This is a genomic window from Streptomyces umbrinus, assembly GCF_030817415.1.
GTDB lineage: Bacteria > Actinomycetota > Actinomycetes > Streptomycetales > Streptomycetaceae > Streptomyces > Streptomyces umbrinus_A.
Genome location: NZ_JAUSZI010000002.1, coordinates 11,163,735 through 11,187,051 on the forward strand (window position 1 = coordinate 11,163,735; position 23,317 = coordinate 11,187,051).

Annotated in this window: 18 protein-coding genes; 8 read left to right on the plus strand and 10 right to left on the minus strand. The window is 69.6% G+C overall.

From position 1 onward, the window contains the following. The first annotated feature begins 17 nt into the window (after positions 1-17). The 4 genes from QF035_RS49565 to QF035_RS49580 all read left to right on the plus strand — a co-directional run bounded on the left by QF035_RS49565 (position 18) and on the right by QF035_RS49580 (position 5,786). Positions 18-2,390 carry a glycosyl hydrolase family 95 catalytic domain-containing protein gene (locus QF035_RS49565; RefSeq protein WP_307529093.1) on the plus strand — a complete coding sequence of 791 codons (2,373 nt, stop codon included), beginning with the start codon at positions 18-20 and terminating at the stop codon, positions 2,388-2,390. Next, entirely contained in the window at positions 2,387-3,628 is a 1,242-nt protein-coding gene (locus tag QF035_RS49570) for an SGNH/GDSL hydrolase family protein (RefSeq protein ID WP_307529095.1), read from the plus strand. Before QF035_RS49565 ends, QF035_RS49570 begins: the two co-directional genes overlap by 4 nt. A gap of 105 nt (positions 3,629-3,733) precedes the next feature. Beyond that, complete coding sequence (locus QF035_RS49575; protein ID WP_307529097.1) at positions 3,734-4,864, plus strand: glycoside hydrolase family 88/105 protein; 1,131 nt, start codon at positions 3,734-3,736, stop codon at positions 4,862-4,864. 73 nt (positions 4,865-4,937) lie between these two features. Further along, the gene (locus QF035_RS49580; RefSeq protein WP_307529099.1) at positions 4,938-5,786 is read left to right on the plus strand and encodes a universal stress protein; all 849 of its coding nucleotides are present in this window, start codon (positions 4,938-4,940) and stop codon (positions 5,784-5,786) included. A gap of 9 nt (positions 5,787-5,795) precedes the next feature. Here QF035_RS49580 and QF035_RS49585 read toward each other — a convergent pair whose 3' ends face one another. The 3 genes from QF035_RS49585 to QF035_RS49595 all read right to left on the minus strand — a co-directional run bounded on the left by QF035_RS49585 (position 5,796) and on the right by QF035_RS49595 (position 9,192). Further along, a complete protein-coding gene (locus QF035_RS49585) occupies positions 5,796-7,085 on the minus strand; it encodes a DUF4032 domain-containing protein (protein WP_307529101.1) in 1,290 nt (429 codons plus the stop codon). 125 nt (positions 7,086-7,210) lie between these two features. Then, the gene (locus QF035_RS49590) at positions 7,211-8,848 is read right to left on the minus strand and encodes a solute symporter family protein (protein WP_373466860.1); all 1,638 of its coding nucleotides are present in this window, start codon (positions 8,846-8,848) and stop codon (positions 7,211-7,213) included. Beyond that, complete coding sequence (locus QF035_RS49595) at positions 8,842-9,192, minus strand: DUF485 domain-containing protein (RefSeq protein WP_307529103.1); 351 nt, start codon at positions 9,190-9,192, stop codon at positions 8,842-8,844. The genes QF035_RS49590 and QF035_RS49595 overlap by 7 nt, the downstream gene beginning before the upstream one ends. Before the next feature lie 572 nt (positions 9,193-9,764). On the opposite strand from QF035_RS49595, the gene QF035_RS49600 reads away from it, so the two are divergent. Further along, positions 9,765-10,298, plus strand: coding sequence for a hypothetical protein (locus QF035_RS49600; RefSeq protein ID WP_307529105.1), 534 nt, complete (start codon positions 9,765-9,767; stop codon positions 10,296-10,298). Positions 10,299-10,331: 33 nt separating this feature from the next. Here QF035_RS49600 and QF035_RS49605 read toward each other — a convergent pair whose 3' ends face one another. Continuing rightward, on the minus strand, positions 10,332-11,252 hold the full coding sequence (locus QF035_RS49605; RefSeq protein WP_307529107.1) for a LysR family transcriptional regulator ArgP: 921 nt from the start codon (positions 11,250-11,252) through the stop codon (positions 10,332-10,334). 69 nt (positions 11,253-11,321) lie between these two features. On the opposite strand from QF035_RS49605, the gene QF035_RS49610 reads away from it, so the two are divergent. Beyond that, positions 11,322-11,933 carry a LysE/ArgO family amino acid transporter gene (locus tag QF035_RS49610; RefSeq protein ID WP_307529109.1) on the plus strand — a complete coding sequence of 204 codons (612 nt, stop codon included), beginning with the start codon at positions 11,322-11,324 and terminating at the stop codon, positions 11,931-11,933. On the opposite strand, the gene QF035_RS49615 is transcribed toward QF035_RS49610, so the two are convergent. Beyond that, on the minus strand, positions 11,833-12,882 hold the full coding sequence (locus tag QF035_RS49615; RefSeq protein WP_307529110.1) for a DMT family transporter: 1,050 nt from the start codon (positions 12,880-12,882) through the stop codon (positions 11,833-11,835). The two genes, QF035_RS49610 and QF035_RS49615, sit on opposite strands and share 101 nt — an antisense overlap. A 91-nt stretch (positions 12,883-12,973) precedes the next feature. Here QF035_RS49615 and QF035_RS49620 point away from each other — a divergent pair, with 91 nt between their 5' ends. Continuing rightward, positions 12,974-13,615, plus strand: a complete 642-nt coding sequence (locus QF035_RS49620; RefSeq protein ID WP_307529112.1) for a TetR/AcrR family transcriptional regulator — start codon at positions 12,974-12,976, stop codon at positions 13,613-13,615. A 153-nt stretch (positions 13,616-13,768) separates the two neighbouring features. Beyond that, positions 13,769-15,112, plus strand: a complete 1,344-nt coding sequence (locus tag QF035_RS49625; RefSeq protein WP_307529113.1) for an MFS transporter — start codon at positions 13,769-13,771, stop codon at positions 15,110-15,112. Positions 15,113-15,396: 284 nt separating this feature from the next. On the opposite strand, the gene glgB is transcribed toward QF035_RS49625, so the two are convergent. The 5 genes from glgB to QF035_RS49650 all read right to left on the minus strand — a co-directional run bounded on the left by glgB (position 15,397) and on the right by QF035_RS49650 (position 23,275). Continuing rightward, positions 15,397-17,559 carry a 1,4-alpha-glucan branching enzyme gene (glgB, locus tag QF035_RS49630; protein ID WP_307531946.1) on the minus strand — a complete coding sequence of 721 codons (2,163 nt, stop codon included), beginning with the start codon at positions 17,557-17,559 and terminating at the stop codon, positions 15,397-15,399. Positions 17,560-17,644: 85 nt separating this feature from the next. Then, positions 17,645-19,057, minus strand: coding sequence for a maltokinase N-terminal cap-like domain-containing protein (locus QF035_RS49635; protein WP_307529115.1), 1,413 nt, complete (start codon positions 19,055-19,057; stop codon positions 17,645-17,647). A 14-nt stretch (positions 19,058-19,071) separates the two neighbouring features. Continuing rightward, positions 19,072-20,802 carry a maltose alpha-D-glucosyltransferase gene (gene treS / locus QF035_RS49640; RefSeq protein ID WP_307529118.1) on the minus strand — a complete coding sequence of 577 codons (1,731 nt, stop codon included), beginning with the start codon at positions 20,800-20,802 and terminating at the stop codon, positions 19,072-19,074. Further along, positions 20,799-22,853: an alpha-1,4-glucan--maltose-1-phosphate maltosyltransferase gene (locus QF035_RS49645; RefSeq protein ID WP_307529120.1), complete on the minus strand. Its 2,055-nt coding sequence runs from the start codon at positions 22,851-22,853 to the stop codon at positions 20,799-20,801. The genes treS and QF035_RS49645 overlap by 4 nt, the downstream gene beginning before the upstream one ends. A gap of 110 nt (positions 22,854-22,963) precedes the next feature. Beyond that, the gene (locus QF035_RS49650; RefSeq protein WP_307531947.1) at positions 22,964-23,275 is read right to left on the minus strand and encodes a DUF5133 domain-containing protein; all 312 of its coding nucleotides are present in this window, start codon (positions 23,273-23,275) and stop codon (positions 22,964-22,966) included. Between the last annotated feature and the right edge of the window lie 42 nt (positions 23,276-23,317).

Genomic DNA, 23,317 nt, shown 5'->3' on the forward strand with positions numbered 1-23,317 from the left:
CCCCCTGGAGCCGCACCATGGACAACAACCCGACCGAGCCCAGCAGACGAAGACTCCTCTCACTGGCCGCGGCGGCCGGCGTCGCCACAGCCCTCGGCGGCCTGCCCGCCTTCACCGCATCGGCCGCACCCCAGCGGCCCGCCGACGCCCCGCTCCCGAAGGGGAGTTCACGCAACCAGCTGTGGTGGCAGTCGCCCGCCGACGAGCACTCGATGATCGAACAGGGCCTGCCCATCGGCAACGGCCGCCTCGGCGCCCTCGCGAGCAACGACCCCGGCCGTGAACTCCTCCTGATCACCGACGCCACCATGTGGACCGGCGGCCTCAACGACAAGCTCGACTCCGACGGCCAGTTCCCCTACGGCCGCGAGAACTTCGGCTCGTTCACGCTCCTCGGCCGCCTCACCGTCGACATCCCCGACCACGACCTGGGCGCCGTGTCCGGCTACCGCCGCACCCTCGACCTCGCGCAGGGCGTGGTGACCACGTCGTACGTCCGCTCCGGAGTGACGTACAAGCGGCAGATCTTCGCCAGCCGCCCCGACGACGCGATCGTCCTGCACTTCACGCAGAGCGGCGGCGGCCGCTACACCGGCAGCATCGCCCTCGACGGGACTCACGGGGAGAGCGTGACGGGCACCTCCTTCGGTACCGCCTTCCCGAACGGTCTGCGCTACGGCGCCGCCGTGAAGGCGTCCGGCAGTGGTGGCACCGTCCGGGTGAACGGACCGCGGATCGACTTCTCCGGCTGCAGGGAACTCACCGTCGTGGTGAGCGGCGGCACCAACTACGCGCCCGACGCCTCCAACGGCTACCGCGATCCGTCCCTCGACCCCGAGCGGCTGGCCCGTACGAAGGTCCGCGACGCGGCGGCCCACTCGGCGGACACCCTGCTGCGCACCCATGTCGCCGACCATCGAGACCTGTTCGAGCAGTTGGACATCTCGCTCGGTACGTCGTCGGACGAACAGCGCTCCCTCGACACCTGGGAACGTCTCGGGGCGCGGGCCCGGGACGGTGAGCCCGATCCCGAACTGGAGGCCGCCTACCTGCAGTTCGGCCGCTATCTGATGATCTCCGGGTCCCGCGGCAGCCTCCCGCTCAACCTCCAGGGGCTGTGGCTCGACGGCAACGACCCGGACTGGATGGGCGACTACCACACGGACATCAACATCCAGATGAACTACTGGATGGCCGACCGCGCCGGGCTGTCCCAGTGCTTCGACGCGCTCACCGACTACTGCCTCGACCAGTTCCAGTCCTGGACGAAGCTCACCAACGACCTCTTCAACGACCCGCGCAACCGCTACCGCAACTCCACCGGGAAGGTCGCCGGCTGGACCGTCGCCTTCTCCACCAACATCCATGGCGGAAACGGCTGGTGGTGGCATCCGGCGGGCAACGCCTGGCTGTGCACGACCCTGTGGGAGCACTACGAATTCACCCGGTCGCGCTCCCATCTGGCGAGGATCTACCCGCTCCTGAAGGGTGCCTGCGAGTTCTGGGAGGCGCGGCTGATCACCACGACGCTCCCCGGCACCTCGCAGGAGGTGCTCATCGACGACAAGGACTGGTCGCCCGAGCACGGCCCGCAGGACGCCAAGGGCATCACCTACGCGCAGGAACTGGTGTGGGTGCTGTTCGACCACTTCCTCACGGCTTCCAAGGAGTTGAAGAAGGACTCCGCCTACGCGAAGAAGATCGGCGGCCTCCAGAAGCGGCTGTATCTGCCGAAGGTGAGCCCCAAGACGGGCTGGCTGGAGGAGTGGATGTCGCCCGACAACCTCGGCGAGACCACCCACCGCCACCTGTCCCCGCTGATCGGGCTCTTCCCCGGGGACCGCATCCGTCCCGACGACTCCACCCCGCCGGAGATCGTCGAGGGCGCCACGGACCTGCTCACCGCGCGCGGCATGGAGAGCTTCGGCTGGGCGAACGCCTGGCGCAGTCTGTGCTGGGCCCGGCTCAAGGACGCGGACAAGGCCTACCAGCTGATCGTCAACAACCTCCGCCCGTCGATCGACGGCGGCAACGGCACCGCCCCCAACCTCTTCGACATCTACGAAGTGGAGAAGGGCCGCGGCATCTTCCAGATCGAGGCCAACTTCGGCACACCCGCGGCGATGATCGAGATGCTCCTGTACTCCCGCCCGGGCCACCTGGAGCTGCTCCCGGCCCTCCCCGACGCCTGGGCGAAGTCCGGCTCGGTCACGGGAGTCGGCGTCCGCGGCGGCTTCACCGTCGACCTGCGCTGGCGCGACGGGAAGCCCACCGAAGCCCGGATCCACAGCGTCGGCGGCCGGACCACGACAGTGGCGTACGGCAACACGTCCCGGACGGTCACGCTGAAGCCCGGCGGGTCCGTCACGCTGCGGGACTTCGCCCGATGACGGCGCGCTTCGCCCGAGCAGGCGGCCGCCTGGCCGCCCTGCTGCTGATCGCCGCGGCCGTCCAGATGACGCCCGCGGCGGCGCAGCCGGCCGACACGCACGCGTCCACGGCCCAGGCTGCCGCCGCCGAGCGGCGGCACGACGTGGTCACCTGGGGCGCGAGCGCGGACCGCATCGGTGACGCCGTCAACGACCGCAGCTACCGCCTGATCGTGCGCACCAGCGTCGCCGGGGACGATCTGCGCATCCGGCTCTCCAACGCCTTCGGCGACCGGCCGCTGACCTTCGACAGCGTCTACGCCGGCATCCGGAAGGAGGGCGCCAGCGTGGTCCGCGGCACCAACAAGCGGCTGACCTTCGGCGGCTCCCGCTCCGTCACGGTCCCGGCCGGCGCCCCCGCGTACAGCGACCCGCTCCCCGGCAGGCTGCCCGCCGCGACCGACCTGGCCGTCAGCATCCACACCAGTGAGGCGAGCGGCACGGCCACCGGGCACTCCATGGCCATGCAGTCCTCGTACGCGGCGGAGGGCGACCACACGGGCGAGGAGGCCGCGGCCTCCTGGACCCAGCCGATCGGCTCCTGGTTCTACCTCGACGCCGTGTCCGTACGGACGAGTTCGGCCACCGGGGCCGTGGTCGCGCTCGGCGACTCCATCACGGACGGCTGGCAGTCCACGAGCGATCTGAACCGCCGCTGGCCCGACTACCTCGCCCGTCGGCTGCGGGCAACGACCGGTCAGGTCAAGGGAGTTGCCAACGAGGGCATCTCCGGGAACAAGGTCCTCGCGGACGGCGCGGGGCAGAGCGCCCTCAACCGGCTGGACCGTGACGTCCTTTCCCTCCCGGGCGTCCGCACGGTGTTCCTCTTCGAGGGCGTCAACGACATCAAGGCCCACTCCGGCGTGACGGCCCAGGACATGATCAAGGGCTATCGCGAGATCATCTCCCGCGCCCACGAGGCCGGGAAGTGCGTCGTCGGAGCCACCGTCGCGCCCTTCAAGGGCTGGTACGAGTGGGACACCGCCGCCGAGTCCGTACGCCAGGAGGTCAACCAATTCATCCGGGACAGCGGGGAGTTCGACGCCGTCACCGACTTCGACCGCATCCTCCGCAGTCCCTACGACCACGAGCGCATCCTCCCCGTCTTCGACGGCGGCGACCGTCTGCACCCCAACGACAAGGGCATGCAGGCGATGGCCGACGCCGTCGACCTCAAGAGCCTCGACTGCTCCGCCTGAGCACCGCGCCGAGGTGGAGCACCGCGGCAACGCATGACGCACGGCACTGACGCATCGCACTGATACATCGCCCCAATGTGCCCCACACACAGAGGAGTTGACCCAGTGAACCGACGTCGCCTACTCACCGGCGGGACCGCGCTAGCGGCCTCCGCCACCCTTCTCACCACTCCGACCGCGACAGCCCGGACGGCCTGGGCGGTGCCGTCGAGAGCCGAGATCCTCCCCGTTCTGCGCCGGGTCGCCGACCACTGGATCGCCACGCACACGGACCCGGGCGACAACGGCTGGGCCAACGCGACGTTCTTCAGCGGTCTGCTCGCGCTGCACCGGCTGACGGGTGACCCCCGTTACCTGGCGTACGCGCGCGGCTGGGCGGAGAAGCACGCGTACGGCCTGCGGGGCGGCGTGACGACCCGTCACGCCGACAACCACAACGCGGGACAGGCCTATCTGGACCTCTACGAGATCGAGCCGGAGGAGGGGAAACTCGCCGCGATCGAGGAGTCCCTGCGCCGCATGGTTCTCACGGACCAGCCGGGCAAGAACGACGACTGGTGGTGGGACGACGCCCTCCACATGGGCATGCCGCCGTTCGCCCGTCTCGGTGTCCTCCGCAGGGACCCGCGGTACTGGGAGAAGCTGTACGCCCTCTACGGCCACACCAAGCGCGTCGAGGGCGGGCCCGGTCTCCTCGATCCGGGCACCGGCCTGTGGTACCGCGACAAGCGATTCCTGCCCGGCGCGATCGTCTCGCCCACGGGCAAACCGGTGGTCTGGTCGCGCGGCAACGGCTGGGTGGCCGGCGGGCACGTCAAGACGCTCAAGGCCCTGCCACGGTCGGAGCGGCACACCGCCGAGTACCGGGAGACCCTGACCCGGCTGGTCACCGCCCTGCCCGCCGCGCAGCGCACGGACGGCTTCTGGAACGTCAACCTCGCCGACGCGGAGCATCTGCCCGGCCCCGAGACGAGCGGCACGTCCTTCTTCCTGTACGGCACGGCGTACGCGATCCGTGCCGGCCTCGTCCGCCGGGCGGCGTTCCTGCCGGTGGCGGACCGGGCATGGCAGGGGCTCGTCACCACGGCCGTCCATCCCGACGGCTTCCTCGGTTACGTACAGAAGGTGGGTGACCGCCCGGAGTCCAGTCAGCCGGTCACGTACGACAGCACCTCGGACTTCGGTGTGGGTGCCTTCCTGCTCGGCGGCACCGAACTCGCCCTTCTGACGAGCTGACAGCACCGCCGTGCGGGCCGGCGTAATGGCTCTGTAGCGTGGGCACATCAACCAACGCGACGGAGGCTGTCACATGACCCGCCCGATCACCGTGGGAGTAGACGGTTCCGCCGAATCCCTGGCCGCCGTGCACTGGGCGGCCAGGGAGGCGGTACGCCGTTCACTGGCGCTGCGTGTGGTGCACGCCTGGGAGAAGTCCGACGGCGAGGACCGGACCGGGGACGTGCGGGACGCGCTGGCGGAGACCGCACGCGAGGTCACCGACCGGCACCCGGACCTGCCGGTGACCACCGACCTCCTCGAAGGCGACCGGGTCGACGCACTGGTCGCCGCGGCGGCGGAGGCCGAGACGCTGGTGCTCGGCACCCGCGGGCACGGAGCGATCGTCGGCTTCCTGCTCGGCTCCGTCGGCCAGCAGGTGGTCGCCGAGTCTGCGCGGCCCGTCGTCCTCGTACGCGCCGGGGATCTCGCCGAGTCCGAGGCGGCCGGGCGCGAGATCGTCGTCGGGCAGCAGGGCGGCCCGGACGACAGCGCGGCGGCACTGGAGTTCGCGTTCGAGACGGCGGCGACACGTGGCGCCGGCGTACGCGTCGTACGAGCGTGGAGCCTGCCCACCGTCTTCACCTTCAGCCCCGCCTCGCTGAAGCTCGCCGACGAGGCCGGAGGACTGGAGCAGTACGAGAACAAGGCGCTCGCGGAGGCGCTGCGGCCCTGGGAGGAGCGGTTCCCCCAGGTGCGGGTGACACAGCACGTCGAGATGGGCAGCGCGGGCGAGGTACTGCTCACGGCGGCCGCGCCGGCCCAGCTGCTGGTGGTCGGCCGGCGCGCGCACCCCTCCGCCGTCGGCGCACGGGTGGGTTCGGTGGCCCATGCGGCCATGCACCACGCGCCCTGCCCGGTGGCGGTCGTCCCGCCGGCCTGACCGCCCGTCTCAGACCGAGGGCGCGGTGTCGTCCGTCGGCGGCGGCAGCGCGTCCCGCATCGGGGGCAGGATGTTCTTGACGTAGTCCTCGACCGCCGTGTCCAGGCCGATGTCGTGCTGTGCCCGCTCCGACAGGTACCAGCGGTGTTCGAGCAGCCCGTGGTAGAGCTCGGCCGAATCCATCGAGCCGCGCAGCTCGCGCGGCACGGCACGCACGGTCGGCCGGAAGACGTCCCGCACCCAGCGGTGGGCCAGCACTTCCGGACGGGCGGCGTGGGGGTCCCCCCTGCTCGAGCGAAGCCGAGAGCTTGGGGGAGGGTCACCGGGCGCGTAGTCGTCCTGGGTGGCCATCCAGGCCTCCAGGTCGTTGAGCAGCCGCCGCGCCTGGTTCTCCTCGGCGTCGAGCCCGGTCAGCCGCAGCAACTGGCGCTGGTGGTGGCCCGCGTCGACGACCTTCGGCACGAACGTGACGGTGTCACCGTTCGAGGAGTGCGCGATCTGCATCTCGGCGACATCGAAACCGAGGTCGTTCAGGCGGCGGATGCGGCGGTCGATGTAGTGGTGCTTGCCCGCCGGGTACACGGACGTGCGGGTCAGCTCCTCCCACAGCCGGTTGTAGCGCGCGCAGATCTCCATGCCGAACTCGATCGGGTCCACCGACGGGTGGAGGGCGCCGGACGCCTCCAGGTCCAGCAGCTCCCCGCTGATGTTCACGCGCGCGAGGTCCAGGTCGTACTCGCGCTGCCCGGGACTGAGTTGCGGATGCAGCTCCCCGGTCTCGGCGTCGACGAGATACGCAGCGTACGCGCCCGCGTCCCGCCGGAACAGCGTGTTGGACAGCGAGCAGTCGCCCCAGGCGAACCCGGCGAGGTGGAGCCGGACGAGGAGCACGGCCAGCGCGTCCATGAGCCGGTGCATGGTGGCGGGCCGCATGGTGGTCTCGAACATCGACCGGTAGGGCATCGAGCCGCCGAGATGCCGGGTGATCAGGACGGATTCCAGCGGCTCGCCGCCCTCGTCGGTGCGGCCGGTGACCACGGCGAGCGGGTCCACCGACGGGATGTTCAGCCGGTCGAGACTGCGCAGCAGCTCGTACTCCCGCAGGGCGGGCCGCTCGGCGAGCTCCTTGACCGCCACGACCTCCGTACCGGCGCGCGCGTAGCGCACCACGTGCCGCGAGATGCCCCGCGGCAGCGGTACGAGGTAGTGCTCGGGCCATTCCTCCAGGGGCAGCTGCCACGGCAGGTCGAGCAGGAGCGCGGGATGCTCCGGGTTGGTGGCGCTGATCTGCAAAGCCATCGCTCGCTTGCCCTGCCCTTACGGTCGGCCGTCATGTCGCAGGAGCATCTCCGCACCTGGACGTCCCCTTCGTCAACATGGACGTCCGTTTCGTCACGAGGTGGGAGATGCGCCCGCTCCTCGGCTCAGACCGGCTGATCCACCCCCAGCACCGCGCGGACCTCGAACTTCTCGTACGTCTCGGCCGGCTCTGTGTCCTCCGGGCGACGGGCCAGGACGGTGCCCAGCCAGCCCAGCAGGAACCCGGCCGGCACGGAGACGATGCCCGGGTTCTGCAGCGGGAAGAAGGCGAAGTCCGCGTCCGGGTAGAACGAGGCGGGCCTCGATGAGACGACGGGCGAGCAGATGACCAGCAGTACGGACGTGACGAGGCCGCCGTACAGGCTGAGCAGGGCCCCGCGCGCGTTGAAGCGGCGCCAGAACAGGCTGTAGACCATCGTCGGCAGGATCGCGGACGCGGCGATGGCGAAGGCGAGGAACGCCAGGGTGGCGGTGTTCGTCCCCCAGGAGACCAGCGCCAGCAGCATCCCCAGGACACCGATCACGACGGCGGACAGCCGGGCCACGGTCAGCTCCTCCCGCTGGCTCGCCCGGCCCTTGCGGATCACCTCCGCGTACAGGTCGTGCGCGAGGGAGGAGGCAGCCGCGAGGGTGAGGCCCGCGGCCACGGCCAGCAGCGTCACGAACGCCAGACAGGAGATGAGTGCGGTGAGCAGGGCGCCGCCGAGGTCCTGTGCGAGCAGCAGCACCGCGGCGTCGCCCTTCGCGTCGATGTCCGCGATGACGTCCCGCCCGACGATCGCGGTCGCGCCGAGGCCGAGTACGCCGGCGGCGAGACACACGAAACCGACCAGGCCCATGGCCCACAGGATGGAGCGTCGCAGCACCCGGGTGGCGCTCGGGGCCAGCAGCCGCATCATCACGTGCGGGAGCGCGGCCAGTCCCAGCACGATGGCGATCTGCAGGCTGAAGAAGTCGAGCTTGTTGGTCGTGCTGCCGCCGTAGCGCAGCCCGGGCTCCAGGAACCGCTGGCCGATCCCGCTGCCGGAGGCCGCTCCGCCGAGCAGATCGTCGACGTTCCACTGGTAGCGGTGCAGCACCATGACGGCGGTCACGGCGACACCGACGACCAGCATGACGGCCTTGACGATCTGGATGAAGGTCGCGCCGGGCATACCGCCGAGCGCCACGTACAGCACGACCAGGGTGCCGATGGCCACGATGCACAGAGTGCGGGTGGCGCTGGACGGTTCGCCGAGGAACTGCGTCAGCAGGGCGACGCTGCCGACCAGTTGGGCGACGAGGTAGAGCACGGTGATCGTCAGAGTGCAGAAGGCGAGGGCGAGGCGGACGGAGCGCCGGCTGCGCGGAAGACGCAGTGCCAGGGTGTCGCCGAGCGTGAACTTGCCGGAGTTGCGCAGGGGTTCGGCGATCAGCAGCAGCACCATCACCCAGGCCACGCTGGTGCCCACGAGGTACAGCAGGCCGTCGTACCCGGTCAGTGCGACCAGGCCGGTGCTGCCGAGCAGGGTGGCGGCGGAGAGATAGTCCCCGCACATCGCCAGGCCGTTGCGCAGCGGCGTCATCGTGCGGTTGCCGAGATAGAACTCGCTGATCTCGTCACCCTGCGGCGCGGTGATGAGCGCGGTGAACATGCTGACCACGACGACCGACACGAACAGGATGAAGGTCAGCTTCAGACTGAAGCCGCCGACGACACCGGCGGAGAGGGTGACCAGGTGGTCCTGGGGGAGAGTCACCATCCGCCGAACCGCCTCTGCTGCTGGGGGACCCGGGCCCGCGCGGCCGCGTCGCGATGCAGCTCGGCGCGCAGACGGTCGGCGGCCGGATCGACCCGCCGCTCCATGTGCACCGTGTACCGCCAGGCGGTCAGGGCCATCACGGCGAACTGACCCACCCCGCCCGCGAGTCCCAGCGTCACATGACCGAACAGCGGCCGATTGAGCACGTCCGGCAGGAAACTCGACAGCAGCACGAACAGCAGGAACCCACCCACCGAGATCGACAGCGCCACCGCCCCGAATCTGCGGTGGGCGCCGCGGATGGAGCGGAAGTCGGGATGCGAACCGATCATGTTCCGGGCCACGGTTTCGGACTGCGTGCTGTCCGGAGGGGAACCGTAGTACGGGCTTGGGTGTTGTGGCATACCGTGCCTTATCAAATAAGAGTGCAGCTCAAGAGGCATTGCTGAACGCGGCTCAAGTTTCTGGATCGAGCGGGTCGGGAATCGGCCCGAATTGCCACTGAAATCCTCACCGGGCCAACCCGGAGCGGCCCGGTCGATGGGGTATGTCGGCGAGGCTGAACGGATTCTGGCATTCGATCGATTCAATAATCAACAGCGAAAATGTGAGGGAAATGCGAGCGGCCTTATTCGGCCTGCGAAGCCCGTTGGGCTGGCTCAAATGCACCGCACAGCATCGGGCCCCGGAGCCGGCACCGGCACCGCCGGGCTCCTCGCCGGCGACCCGGGCCGGGGGACGTGATGTGCAGCACGCCGGGGCGGCGGCCGTGACGCCTGTGAGGGGGGTTCTGGCTGGGCACGGCTTGATCAGTGATCAAGCCCGGTAAAATCCCTGGCCAACGCCCATTCTGCTCATTTGACACCTCGTCGCGCTCAGGGATAGACAGCAGCCCTCTGAGGTCGAGAGGTGAACCGTGTACGAGCCGAATGTGGTCGGGGACTGGCAGGAGTACGACGATGAGCATGCCGGCCTGCGCATTCGCGTCCATGGCTTGGAGAAGGCGGAGCCGCCGCGCGGTCGTGACGACGCGGCCGAGGGCCTGATCTACTTCCGATTCCGGGTGACCGTCGAAAACCGGACGACCGAGCATTTCGGCATTCATCTCGAAGACGGCCAGCTCGACATCCGTATCGGGACCGACGGCGAGAGCGCGTTTCTGGACTGGCGCAACTCGCAGTTCATCGAGGGCTTCGACGTCTATCCCCTGCGCCGGGCCACCGCTGTCCTGTTCGCTGCGGCTCCCGAAAGCGGCCTCTCCGCTGTGGACATCCAGGTCCAGTTGAAGGTCGACGACGAGTGGACCGAGCGCTACCTCTGGTCCGGCGGCATCGGCCTGCACGAGTCGGCGGTCGGTGTCGGCGCCCGCCCCGAATCCGCCGCGGACGGTCTCGCCGCCCAGGTGATCAGCTTCCTGGAGAGGGAAGCGGGCCAGGGCCCGGCTTCCTGACGACTGGAAAGGCGGAGCCGCTCCGGTCGTGGCTCAGGCGCCTCGCACCGGGTCCAGAGCCTCGGCGGCCGCCGACGCGACGGCCTCGGACACGGCGGCGAGCGCCGGGAAGTCGAGCTTCCACTGCTGCCAGTACAGGGGGATGTAGATCCTCGAGTCCGGGGCGAGATTGACGAGCCGTCCCGCTTCGAGCAGCGGCGCCGCCTGTACCTCGGGAGCCATGCCCCACCCCATTCCGGCCGCGACGGCGTCGACGAACCCCTCCGACGTCGGCACGAGATGCCGCGGTGAACTCGCCGCGCCGCGACCGCGTTCGAGCCCCCGGACGAACGCGTCCTGGAGATCGTCACGTCGGTCGAAGGCCACCACGGGCGCGTCGCCGATCACGTCCCGCAGCGGGGTGTCCGGCCACCCGCCGAGCCGTCGCGCGGCGAAATCGGGGGCGGCCACCGGGACGTACCGCATACGCCCGAGGCTCCGGACGGAACAACCCGTCACCGCCTCCGGCGACGAGGTCACCGCCGCCATCACCAGCCCCTCGCGCAGCAGCGTGGCCGTGTGGTCCTGGTCCTCGCGGCGCAACTCGTAGCAGAGCCCGAGTTCCTCCGGTACGCGGGCGAGGGCGGGCAGGAACCAGGTCGCCAGCGAGTCGGAGTTGACCGCGATCGACAGCCGTGTCGGTTCGTCGGAGCCCGACATGCCGAGCTCGGTCCTGGCCTCGTCCTCAAGGCGGGCCAGTTGGCGCGCGAACCGCACGACGACCTCGCCGGACTCGGTCGGCCGGACCGGTTTCGTACGCATCAACAGGACGCGCCCCGTGCGCTGTTCGAGCGCCTTGACCCGCTGGCTCACCGCCGACGGCGTCACATGCAGCACCGCGGCCGCCGCGTCGAACGTGCCCTCGTCCACGACGGCCAGCAGGGTACGCACCTGGTCGAGGGGAAGCTCCGTCATCACGAGCGCTAATGATACGTAAGAATCTTTAGCTGTACTCTTGACGGCGGCCTTCCTAGCGTGGATGCCGTGACCAGCACTCTGACCGCCGCTGCCGCCGGGTTCGGCACCGGCCTCTCCCTCATCGTCGCCATCGGCGCACAGAACGCCTTCGTCCTGCGGCAGGGCATCCGCAGGGACGCCGTGCTCGCGGTGGTGGGCATCTGTGCCCTGTCCGACGCGGCACTCATCGCCCTCGGTGTCGGCGGTGTCGGCGCGGTGGTGGTGGCCTGGCCGGAGGCACTGACCGCGGTCGCGCTGATCGGCGGTGTCTTCCTCATCGGCTACGGCTGTCTCGCCGTACGCCGCGTGTTCCGGCCCTCGGCGCTGCTCGTGGAGGCGGGGACGGCCGGCTCGCGACGGCGGGCCGTACTCACCTGTCTTGCGATGACCTGGCTCAACCCGCACGTCTACCTGGACACCGTGTTCCTGCTCGGCTCCATCGCGGCCGACCGCGGCCCGCTGCGCTGGACCTTCGGCCTCGGCGCCGTCCTCGCCAGCCTGGTCTGGTTCGCCGCGCTGGGTTTCGGCGCCCGGCTGCTCAGCCGCTTCCTGGCCCGGCCGTCGGCGTGGCGCGTACTGGACGCTCTGGTCGCGGCGATGATGACCGCGCTCGGCGCCACGCTGATCGCCGGGGCGTGAACGGCCCCGGGTCCGCAGGCTGTTGGCCGTCCTGGTCGTCGCGGTGGTGGCCGTGTCGGTCGCGAACGCGGTCGTGACGGTCGTCGCGGTCTCCTCGATGGACGACGGCGACGGCCAGGAGGCCGAGTGCCAGTCCCACCACCGTCTGCGTCCCGAAGGGTTCGCCGAACATCAGCGCACCCCACACGGCCGTGACGGGGGCCATCAGGAACATCAGGGTGTTGACCTTGGTCACCCCCGAGCGCCGCAGGATCAGCCAGTACAGCCCGTACCCGCCGAAGGTGGAGAGCACCACGAGCCACACCACCGCGGTCCAGAAGGAGCCGCTCGCGGGCGGTGCCACCGTTCCGGTGGCCGCGGCGAGTCCCGTGAACACGACGGCACTTGTGACGGCGTGAACCGTCATCGACACCATCGGGCGGACGTCCGTACGGGACCGGCGGTCCAGGAAGGTCGCCGCCACCAGGGACAGCATGCCGAGGAACGGCACGAGATACGCCCACCACGCGACGCCCGTCCCGGCGCCCGCGTCGGCCGCGGTGACGACGGCGACTCCGGTCACGCCCAGCCCCAGTCCGAGCCACTGCGTACGGGACGCCGGCAGGCCCAGCAGTGGCCCGGCCAGCGCTCCGGCCACCAGGGGCTGCGTGCCGTCGATCAGAGCCGTGGTGCCGCTGGAGACGCCCAGCTCTATCGCGTAGTAGACCGTCAGGAGATAGCCGCTCTGCGACAGCGCCCCCACGGCGGCCTGCCTGAGCAGATCGCGGGGAGTGAGCCCACGCCACGAAGCCCGCGTCGCGGTCAGCGCGACGATGCCCAGGACGAGGGCCAGCGGCAGGAAGCGCCACATGAGGAGCGTGACGGCCGGGGCGCTGCCCGATCCGAGCTTGGCGCCGATGAAACCGGAGCTCCAGGCCCCGACGAACGCGATCGACAACAGGATGTTCACGACACCACACACCTCCAAAGCGGGTGGCCGACAGAAGTAGACCGATCTGTATACCTGACGTCGAGTATACAGATCGGTCTACTCTGGAGGAATGAGCACCTCGAAGACGCAGAGCCCGCAGAGCCCGTCGATCGCCTCGAACGGGCCGCGCCGAGTGCCCCTGACCCCCGGCGCCCGCCGGGCACTGGAGGCGGCCGGGCGGCTGTTCTACGACCGGGGTATCCACGCCGTCGGCGTCGACCTCATCGCCGCCGAGGCCGGTGTCACGAAGAAGACGCTCTACGACCGGTTCGGCTCGAAGGACCAGATCGTCGTGGAGTACCTCGCCGACCGCGACGAGCGCTGGCGGGCCTTCCTGGCACCCCGGCTCGACGCGGCCCGTACCCCTCGCGACGGCGTTCTCGCAGTCTTCGAGGCCTCACGCGACTGGATGGACGCGGCCGGCCCCCGGGGTTGCAGCATGGTCAACGCCCACGCGGAGATCGACGACACGTCCCACCCGGCGTACGCGATCATCACCGGCCAGAAGCAGTGGATGCTCACCCTGTTCACCGACCTCGTACGCTCCCTCGCGCCCGCCTCGGCCGACACCCTGGGCCGCACTCTGATGTTGCTCCACGAGGGGGCCCTCGTCGCTCACGGTCTGCGCATCTTTCCTGGCGCCCTCGACCACGCCCGCGAGCAGGCGGTATCGCTTTTGGCGAAGGTCGAGGACTCGCGTGCGAAAGGCTGACGCGCCTGCCTGTCCGCCTACCGTCTCGTGCCGTCCCGTCCACGGATCGGTCCGCCGGGCGAAAGCGGCCCCGGATCGGCGATAGTGATCCTCGAATCGAAAGATGTATCGAGCAATCAGGTTGAGCAATCAGGTCGAGGAACCAGGACGGGCGTGGACACGAGCAAGAGCGGTGCCGAAAACAGCGCGGAATCGGAGACCGGGGCACCGGGGCCGGCCGAACCCGCGGAGCCGGCAGAACCGGAGAGAAACGGCGGCTGGCGCCGCTGGGCCATGGACACCCGGCCGCTGCGCCGCCCCGCCTACCGCCGCCTCTGGTCCTCGACCATCGTCACGGCCGTGGGCAGCCAGCTCACCGCCGTCGCCGTACCCAAGCAGATCTACGACATCACCGGATCCTCGGCCTGGGTCGGCTACGCCAGCTTCGCGGGGCTCCTGCCCCTCGTCGTCTTCGCGCTGTGGGGCGGTGCGATCGCCGACAGCGTGGACCGGCGCAAGCTTCTCCTCGTCACGAACATCGGGATCGCAGTCACGTCCCTGCTCTTCTGGATACAGGCCGTCACCGGACTCGAATCGGTCGGCGTCCTGATGGCGCTGCTCGCCGTCCAGCAGGCGTTCTTCGGCCTCAACTCCCCGGCCCGCCAGGCCTCCATCGCCCGACTTGTCCCCAAGGACGAACTGGCCGCGGCGAACGCCCTCGGCTCGACCGTCATGCAGACCGGGCTCGTCGCCGGGCCGTTGCTGGCCGGAGCGCTCATCCCCGTCGTGGGTCTCGCCGAGTTGTACCTGATCGACGCCCTGGCCCTGTGCGCCACGGTGTGGGCGGTCTACCGGCTTCCCGCGCTGCCGCCCCTGGGCACCACCACGGCGGCCGCCGGGCGGGCAGGGCTACGGGGGATCGCGGAGGGCTTCCGCTACATCTCCCTCAACCAGGTGCTCCTGCTGTCCTTCCTCGCCGACATCATCGCCATGGTCTTCGGCATGCCGCGCGCCCTGTTCCCGCAGCTCGCCGCCCAGACGTACGCCCCGTACGGCGAGGGGCTCGCCCTTGGGCTGCTCTTCGCGGCGATTCCCATCGGTGCGGTGCTCGGCGGACTGATGTCCGGTACGTTCTCGCGTGCGCGGCGGCACGGGCTCATGGTCATTGCCGCGGTGGTCGCCTGGGGAGTGGCGATCACGGGGTTTGGCCTGAGCTCCAATCTGTGGGTGGGCGTGGCGTTCCTCGCTGCCGCGGGGGTTGCCGACATGGTCTCGATGGTCTTCCGCGGGGCTATCCTCCTGTCGGCCGTGACCGATGAACTGCGTGGCCGTATGCAGGGCGTCTTCACGGTCGTCGTCGCCGGCGGTCCGCGCCTTGCCGACGTCCTCCACGGGACGGCCGGCTCCGCCCTGGGCGCCCGTACGGCTGTCGCCGGTGGGGGGTTGCTTGTGGTCGTCACGATGCTGGTTCTGGCGGCGATGATGCCGGCGTTGCGGCGGTACCGGGGGAGTGTGTAGGTCTTTTTTCGCCCCCGCCGCCCCTACCCATTCCCGTCCCTTTCCGGGGGCTGCGCCCCCAGACCCCTGCTGGGAGGGTGGGGTGTGCGGGTTGGGATGTGTGTGCGGGCCCGGCTGTGGCTGATCGCGCAGTTCCCCGCGCCCCTGAAAACCTAGGGGCGCGGGGAACTGCGCAGTCTTTTGGGGGTTCGGGGGCGGAGCCCCTGAGTTAGTGACGATGGGGGTCCCCCCGCTCGAGCGAAGCCGAGAGTGGGGGAGGGTAGGGGCGGCGGGGGCGAGAAAAGCTATGCCGGGCGGAGCCACACCGTTGCCAGGGGTGGCAGCGTGAGGCGGATGCTCGCCGCCCACCCCTGCTCCCCCTGAGCCTCAGCCTTGACGGGGCCCGGCTCCGTCACACCGCTGCCGCCGAAGCACACGGCATCGGTGTTCAGAACCTCCCCCCAGGCGGGCACGTCATCCGGAACCCCGAGCCGGTACTCGTGCCGGACAACCGGCGAGAAGTTGGACACGGCGAGCAACGGCGAGCCGTCCGCGCCGAACCGCAGGAACGCGAAGACGTTGTCCTCCGCCGCACCCCCCGCCACCCAGGCGAACCCGGAGGGATCGCAGTCCCGCTCCCAGAGCGCCCGCGTCACCCCGTACTGACGATTGAGCTCCCGGACGAGGTCCCGGACACCCCGGTGATCGGCGGCGGCCGTGTACGACGGGTCGAGGAGCCACCAGTCGGGACCGTGCGCCTCGGACCACTCGGCGCCCTGGGCGAACTCCTGCCCCATGAAGAGGAGTTGCTTGCCGGGGTGTGCCCACATGAAGCCCAGATACGCCCGGTGCGTGGCCCGCTGCTGCCACCAGTCACCCGGCATCTTGGACACCAACGACTGCTTGCCGTGGACGACTTCGTCGTGGGAGATCGGCAGGACGTAGTTCTCGCTGTACGCGTACACCATCGAGAACGTCATCTCGTTGTGGTGGTACTTGCGGTGGACCGGCTCGTGCGCGATGTACTCGAGCGAGTCGTGCATCCAGCCCATGTTCCACTTCAGACCGAACCCCAGGCCACCACTGTCGGTGGGGCGGGTCACCCCCTCCCAGGCGGTCGACTCCTCGGCGATGGTCATCACACCCGGCACCCGCCGGTACACCGTCGCGTTCATCTCCTGGAGGAACGCGACCGCGGCGAGATCCTCCCGCCCGCCATGGACGTTGGGCGCCCACTGCCCGGGCTCGCGCGAGTAGTCGAGGTAGAGCATGGACGCGACGGCGTCGACCCGCAGGCCGTCGATGTGGAACTCCTCGCACCAGTACACCGCGTTGGCGACCAGGAAGTTGCGTACCTCGGTGCGACCGTAGTCGAACTCGTAGGTCCCCCAGTCGGGATGCTCGGCGCGGCGCGAGTCACCCGGCTCGTACAGCGGCTCCCCGTCGAAGCGGGCCAGCGCCCAGTCGTCCTTCGGGAAGTGGGCGGGCACCCAGTCCATGATCACGCCGATGCCGGCCCGGTGCAGCGCGTCGACGAGGTACTTGAAGTCGTCCGGCGTCCCGAGCCTGGAGGTCGGTGCGTAGAAGCCCGTGACCTGGTAGCCCCACGAACCGCCGAAGGGGTGCTCCGCCACCGGCATCAGCTGAACATGCGTGAAGCCGAGGTCCTTCACGTACTCCGGGAGCTCCTCCGCCAGTTGACGGTACGTCAGTCCCGGTCGCCAGGACGGCAGATGGATCTCGTAGACGGAGAACGGCGCCTCGTGCACGGCGATGTCCCCGCGGTGCGCCAGCCACTCCTGGTCGTCCCAGTCGTGGTGGGACGCCGTCACGATCGACGCCGTCGCGGGCGGGACCTCGGTCCGGCGTGCCATCGGGTCGGCCTTGAGGAACCGATGCCCGTGCCGTGAGGTGATCTCGAACTTGTACCGGGCGCCCTCGCCGATGCCGGGCAGGAACAGTTCCCACACCCCGGACGAGCCCAGGGACCGCATCGGGAACGCGGTCCCGTCCCAGTGGCTGAAGTCCCCGGCCACCCGGACGCCCCGTGCGTTCGGTGCCCAGACGGTGAAGCGGGTGCCGGCCACGCCCTGGTGAGCCATCGGTTCGGCACCGAGCGCCTTCCACAACTGCTCGTGCCGCCCCTCGCCGAACAGATGCAGATCGAACTCACCGAGCGAGGGCAGGAACCGGTAGGGATCCTGCACCACCAGCTCGCTGCCGCCCTCGTACCTGACCAGCAAGGTGTACTCGGGAAGCGAATCGAGCGGCAGTACACCCGAGAAGAGACCGTCCCCCTCGCTGCCCAGCTCAATGCGCCGCCCGTCCGCCAACGCCACGGCCACGGCCGTGGCGAACGGCCGCAACGCGCGGAAGACGACCCCGTCCTGCACAGGATGGGCTCCCAGCAGCGCGTGAGGATCGTGGTGGGCGCCCGACAACAGGCGCTCCCGGTCCGTCACGTCCATGGGGAACGCCGACGGCCGCACTGCGGGCCGGACGTCCTCGGTCACCGGAAGAGTCACGGCTGCGGTGATGTTGCGGGCCACGGGTTCAGCCTCCTTGAGCGCTGTGGAAGGACGGGACCGGCTTCTGCGAACCAGGGCCGGAGGATGCGGGGGCGAGCTCGGCGAGGCGGGCGATCGCCGCCATCGGTACGGGCAGCCAGTCGGGCCGGTGCCGGGCCTCGTACAGCACCTCGTACACGGCCCGGTCCGTCTCGTATGCGCGCAGCAACTCCGGCTCGGCGCGCGGGTCCCAGCGTGCGTGGGCGGCATACCCCGCGCAGTACGCGTCCCGGCAGCGGCGCGCCCACTCCGGACGCCACGGGCGACGGCTGCGGGCGGCGTAGTCGAAGGAGCGGAGCATGCCCGCGACATCGCGTACGGGAGGCTGCGGGTGCCGACGCTCGGCGACCGGCCGGGCCGGTTCGCCCTCGAAGTCGATGACGAACCACCGCCTCCCGGCCCGCAGCACCTGACCGAGGTGGAGATCGCCGTGGATCCGCTGCACCGGGCGGCCCGAGTCGAGGGCGGCGAGCGCGTCGAAGGCGCCCCGCAGTCCGTCCACGTACGGCAGGAGGTCCGGCACCGACCGGCTCGTGGCGTCCAGCCGCTCGTTCATCGAAGCGGCGAGCCGTCTGCTCCGGCGTCCGACCGGGACGCCGAGGGCGAACGCACCGGCCAGCGCGAGGTGAACCTCGGCCGTCGCCTTCCCCAGTTCGTATGCCTCTTCGGTGAAGTCCCGTCCCGCGGTCAGCGATTCAAGGGCCAGGGTCCACCCGTCGTCGGCATCGCGCAGGAACGGCTGCAGCACACCGAGCGTCGCCGCCTGCGGCTGCGAGGTCCGGAACCACGCCACCGGTGCGGGTACGCGGGTGCAGCCCTGCCGGGCCAGCGCCCAGGGCACCTCGAGATCCGGGTTGATGCCGGGCTGGACGCGCCGGAAGATCTTCAGGATGTACGAATCCCCGTACACCAGAGAGGAGTTGGACTGCTCCGCGTCGAGGAGGCGCGGGGTGAGACCGGCGGGGATCGCCACATGGGCCTCGCGCTCGAACCGCAGCGGGCCCACCGTGCCCGGAGTGCGCAGCCGCTCCAGGAGCAGGTCCGCCGACCGGGGCTCCTGAAGGGCGTCGTACACCATCATTCCGGCCAGCGGTCCCTCGCTCGCCCGGCCGATACAGGTGTGGGCCAGCCGCGGCGGCAGGACCTCCCGGACACCGAGAAGCAACTGGTAGCAGTCCCCGGGCAGATGAGCGGCGGTGTCGTGCCGTGTACTGACCAGGAGATGCAGGCATCCCGGATGCAGCTCGGTCGCCGACAGCAGCGCCAGCTCCGTGACCCGGCGGCCCTTGCCCGCGAACCAGCGCTGCTCCGGCAACCACGTCCGCAGCAGTCCCGCGAGAGAGGTCAGCAGAAGAGCCGGGCTGTGACTGCTGGGGCGGGGTGATACGACCTTGCGCATGGCGACCCGTCCTTTCAGGCGCACACCATCAATCGCTGTTTGGTGTGGGGAGCTACCGCGCGGAGTCGGAACCAGTAGAAGCCGTGTCCGGCGAGGGTGAGGAGGTAGGGGAGTTCGCCGATGGCGGGGAAGCGGACGCCGCCGATGAGTTCGACGGGGTGGCGTCCGTTGAAGGCTTGGAGGTCGAGTTCGGTGGGCTGGGCGAAGCGGGAGAAGTTGTGGACGCACAGGACGAGGTCGTCGCCGTGTTCGCGCAGGAAGGCGATGACGGCGGGGTTGGAGGAGGGCAGTTCGGTGTAGGAGCCCAGGCCGAAGGCGGGGTTCTGTTTGCGGATCTCGATCATGCGTCGGGTCCAGTGCAACAGGCTGGAGGGGGAGCTCATGGAGGCTTCGACGTTGGTGACCTGGTAGCCGTAGACCGGGTCCATGATCGTGGGCAGGTAGAGGCGTCCGGGGTCGCAGGAGGAGAAGCCGGCGTTGCGGTCGGGGGTCCATTGCATGGGGGTGCGGACGGCGTCGCGGTCGCCGAGCCAGATGTTGTCGCCCATGCCGATCTCGTCGCCGTAGTAGAGGATCGGGCTGCCGGGCAGGGAGAGCAGCAGGGCGGTGAAGAGTTCGATCTGGTTGCGGTCGTTGTCCAGCAGGGTGGCGAGCCGGCGGCGGATGCCGATGTTGGCGCGCATCCGCGGGTCTTTGGCGTATTCCGCGTACATGTAGTCGCGTTCCTCGTCGGTGACCATTTCCAGGGTGAGCTCGTCGTGGTTGCGCAGGAAGATGCCCCACTGGCAGCCGGACGGGATCGCGGGGGTCTTGGCGAGGATTTCGGAGACCGGGTAGCGGGATTCGCGGCGGACGGCCATGAAGATGCGGGGCATGACGGGGAAGTGGAAGGCCATGTGGCATTCGTCGCCGCCGGCGCTGTAGTCGCCGAAGTAGTCGACGACGTCCTCGGGCCATTGGTTGGCCTCGGCGAGCAGGACGGTGTCGGGGTAGTGGGCGTCGATCTCGGCGCGCACCCGTTTGAGGACCTCGTGGGTGGCGGGGAGGTTCTCGCAGTCGGTGCCCTCCTCCGCGAAGAGGTAGGGCACGGCGTCGAGGCGGAAGCCGTCGATGCCCAGGTCGAGCCAGAACCGCAGCGCGGAGACGATTTCTTCCTGGACGGCGGGGTTTTCGAAGTTGAGGTCGGGCTGGTGGGAGAAGAAGCGGTGCCAGTAGTACTGCTTGCGGACGGGGTCGAAGGTCCAGTTGGAGGCTTCGGTGTCGACGAAGATGATGCGGGCGTCGGGGTATTGCTTGTCGTCGTCGGCCCACATGTAGTAGTCGCCGTAGGGGCCGGTGGGGTCGTTGCGGGACTGCTGGAACCAGGGGTGCTGGTCGCTGGTGTGGTTCATGACGAAGTCGATGATGACGCGCATGCCGCGTTGGTGGGCGGCGTCGACGAATTCGACGAAGTCGGCGAGGTCACCGAATTCGGGGAGGACGGCGGTGTAGTCGGAGACGTCGTAGCCGCCGTCGCGTAGCGGGGATTTGAAGAAGGGGGGGAGCCAGAGGCAGTCGACGCCGAGCCATTGCAGGTAGTCGAGTTTGGCGGTGAGGCCTTTGAGGTCGCCGATGCCGTCGCCGTTGCTGTCCTGGAAGGAGCGGACGAGGACTTCGTAGAAGACGGCGCGTTTGAACCATTCGGGGTCCCGGTCTTTTTGCGGGGTGTCTTCGAAGGTGTCCGGGACGGGCTCGTTGACGATCATGGTGTGGGTGACCCTCCGGTTGGCGGTGAGGACGGTCGCAGGACGGTCAGTACGTGCGCGGGCCGGTGCCCGGGCGCAAGGCGTACGTAGTTGGTCCTGCCCCAGTGGTAGGTCTCGCCGGTGAGCTCGTCGCGCACCGGCATCGACTCGTGCCAGTCGAGGCCGAGTCGTGGCATGTCCAACGAGACCGTGGCCTCCTGGGTGTGGTGAGGGTCGAGATTCACCACCACCAGAACCCTGTCGGACTCGTCGCGCTTGCTGTACGCGATCACCGCATCGTTGTCGGTGTCGTGGAAGTGGAGATTCCTGAGCCGGCGCAGTGCGCTGTGCTGCCGTCTGATCCGGTTCAGGGAACCGATGAGAGGCGCGATGGAACGTCCGTCACGCTCGGCGGACTCCCAGTCCCGGGGCCGCAGCTGGTATTTCTCCGAGTCGAGATAGTCCTCACCGCCCGCCCTGAACGGGGTGTTCTCGCACAGCTCGTATCCGGCGTACATTCCCCAGGCCGGCGAAAGGGTCGCCGCCAGAACGGCCCGTACTTCGAAGGCCGGCCGGCCGCCGTGCTGGAGGTACCCGGGCAGGATGTCGGGCGTGTTCACAAAGAAGTTTGGACGCATATACGCGGCGACGTCGTCACTGGATAGTTCGGTGAGGTATTCGGTCAGTTCTTCCTTGGTGTTGCGCCAGGTGAAATACGTGTACGACTGCTGGAAACCGACGCGTGCCAGGGCATGCATGATCGCCGGGCGGGTGAACGCCTCGGCCAGGAAGATGACATCGGGGTCGGTGCGGTTGATGTCGTCGATCACCTGCTCCCAGAAGATGACCGGTTTTGTATGGGGGTTGTCCACGCGGAAGATCCGCACCCCGTGACTCATCCAGAACCGCAGAACCCTGAGCGTCTCCTGGACCAGACCCGGCATGTCCTTGTCGAAGGCGATCGGGTAGATGTCCTGGTACTTCTTCGGCGGATTCTCCGCGTAGGCGATCGTGCCGTCGGAGCGGTGGTGGAACCACTCCGGGTGCTTCTCCACCCACGGGTGGTCCGGTGAGCACTGAAGCGCGAAGTCCAGGGCGACTTCGAGATCCAGCTCCCCCGCGGTGCGTACGAAGACGGCGAAGTCGTCGATCGTGCCGAGGTCGGGGTGGACGGCGTCGTGCCCGCCCTCCGGTGAGCCGATCGCCCAGGGGACCCCGACATCCCGACGGCCCGCCGACAGGTTGTTGTTGGGGCCCTTGCGGAAGGTCGTACCGATGGGGTGGATCGGTGGCAGGTACACCACGTCGAAGCCCATCTCCGCGATCGCCGGCAGCCGCCGCGCGGCGGTCCGGAAGGTGCCGCTGACCGGCGGCTTGTCCGGCTCGACCACCGCGCCCTCCGAGCGCGGGAAGAACTCGTACCAGGAGCCGTACAGCGCCCGCTCCCGCTCCACCAGCAAGGGCAGCGGGGCCGATCGGGAGACCCGTTCCCGCAGGGGGTGGCCTGCCAGCGCCGTGTCCACGTCCGGGGTCAGGGCGGCGGCGAGACGGGCGATCGGCGGCCGGGACTCGTCGCGCAGGGCTTCCACGGCGGTCAGTACCGCCGCTCGCCCCGCCTCGTGCGGGACCCCGGAGGCGGCACGCTCGTACAGTTCGGCGCCCTCCTCCAGGACCAGTCCGACATCGATGCCCGCCGGAATCTTGATGCCGGCGGCCCGGCGCCAGGTGGTCACGGGGTCGGACCAGGCCTCCACCCAGTAGACCCAGTCGCCCACCGCTCCGGGGGTGACGTCGGCGCCCCAGCGGTCTGTGCCGGGGGCCAGTTCGCGCATCGGGGTCCAGGGGCCCGTACGGCCCTGCGGATCGCGCAGGACGACGTTCGCGGCGACCGCGTCGTGACCCTCGCCGAAGACGGTGGCGGTGACCTGGAAGGCTTCGCCCGGGACTGCCTTCGCCGGGCGGGTGCCGCGGTCGACGGCCGGTCGGACATCCACCACAGGGACGCGGCCGATCGGGACGATGGGCACGCGGCCAACAGGGGGGACACGGCCGTCGGCCGGGTTGTCGGTCATGGATCTCACCTCCGTCGTCTACTGCGAACTTCTGCGCCTACTTCGCTGTGCTTGCGTTCCTCGCCGTTCTCGCGCCCGGTCCGAGCCGGGCAGCAGCGTCGGAGACCCCGTTACGCCACAGGGCTTGCCGCGAGACCGTCGGAACGGCCGGGCCTGCCGGACTTGGCGGGGCGCCTGCCGTTGGCCGAGCCGCCTTTGGCCCGGTCGCGGCGGCGGGCGCCCGGCCCGGCCGACAGATAACGCTCGGCGGCGTGCACGGCCTCCCGCGCGCAGCGTTTGCCCATGAGCACGCACAGCGTGTATCCCGTGTCCTCGAAATTGCCCCGCGCCGCACGGTCGGCGGGGGCCGCGAGCATCATGCGTTCCCAGGCTCGGTACAGCTCAAGATGCCTGGCGACCTCGGCTTTGGCAGGCAGCAGCATTTCACTGGTCACCTTCCACTCCCTCGAAAGCGCACGGTTCGC